This is a genomic window from Kitasatospora sp. NPDC034533 (genome assembly GCF_055575155.1).
This window is the reverse complement of the sequence record NZ_JBVITE010000167.1, coordinates 1-1,394: the sequence shown is the minus strand read 5'-3', so window position 1 is coordinate 1,394 and position 1,394 is coordinate 1. Positions and strand designations below refer to the sequence as shown.

The 1,394-nt window shown below is 56.4% G+C and carries 1 rRNA gene; it reads right to left on the bottom strand.

Going from position 1 to position 1,394, the window contains the following annotated elements:
* Positions 1–2: 2 nt before the first annotated feature.
* A 23S ribosomal RNA gene (locus tag ACZ55U_RS39050) occupies positions 3–1,394 on the bottom strand; the annotation flags it as partial.

Sequence of the window (1,394 nt, the reverse complement as noted above, 5' to 3'; positions counted from 1 at the left end):
CTGAGGACAAGCCCTCGGCCTATTAGTACCGGTCAACTCCACCCCTCACAGGGCTTCCATATCCGGCCTATCAACCCAGTCGTCTACTGGGAGCCTTACCCTCTCAAGGAGGTGGGAGTGCTCATCTCGAAGCAGGCTTCCCGCTTAGATGCTTTCAGCGGTTATCCCTCCCGAACGTAGCCAACCAGCCATGCCCTTGGCAGAACAACTGGCACACCAGAGGTTCGTCCGTCCCGGTCCTCTCGTACTAGGGACAGCCCTTCTCAACACTCCTACGCGCACAGCGGATAGGGACCGAACTGTCTCACGACGTTCTAAACCCAGCTCGCGTACCGCTTTAATGGGCGAACAGCCCAACCCTTGGGACCTACTCCAGCCCCAGGATGCGACGAGCCGACATCGAGGTGCCAAACCATCCCGTCGATATGGACTCTTGGGGAAGATCAGCCTGTTATCCCCGGGGTACCTTTTATCCGTTGAGCGACGGCGCTTCCACAAGCCACCGCCGGATCACTAGTCCCTACTTTCGTACCTGCTCGACCCGTCAGTCTCACAGTCAAGCTCCCTTGTGCACTTACACTCAACACCTGATTGCCAACCAGGCTGAGGGAACCTTTGGGCGCCTCCGTTACCCTTTAGGAGGCAACCGCCCCAGTTAAACTACCCACCAGACACTGTCCCTGATCCGGATCACGGACCCAGGTTAGACATCCAGCACGACCAGAGTGGTATTTCAACGACGACTCCACAACAACTGGCGTTGCCGCTTCACAGTCTCCCACCTATCCTACACAAGCCGAACCGAACACCAATATCAAGCTATAGTAAAGGTCCCGGGGTCTTTCCGTCCTGCTGCGCGAAACGAGCATCTTTACTCGTAATGCAATTTCACCGGGCCTATGGTTGAGACAGTCGAGAAGTCGTTACGCCATTCGTGCAGGTCGGAACTTACCCGACAAGGAATTTCGCTACCTTAGGATGGTTATAGTTACCACCGCCGTTTACTGGCGCTTAAGTTCTCAGCTTCGCCCCACCGAAATGGAGCTAACCGGTCCCCTTAACGTTCCAGCACCGGGCAGGCGTCAGTCCGTATACATCGCCTTACGGCTTCGCACGGACCTGTGTTTTTAGTAAACAGTCGCTTCTCGCTGGTCTCTGCGGCCACCCCCAGCTCAGACCGCACGGGTCGTCACCAGGAATGGCCCCCCTTCTCCCGAAGTTACGGGGGCATTTTGCCGAGTTCCTTAACCATAGTTCACCCGAACGCCTCGGTATTCTCTACCTGACCACCTGAGTCGGTTTGGGGTACGGGCCGCCATGAAACTCGCTAGAGGCTTTTCTCGACAGCATAGGATCATCCACTTCACCACAATCGGCTCGGCATCAGGTCTCAG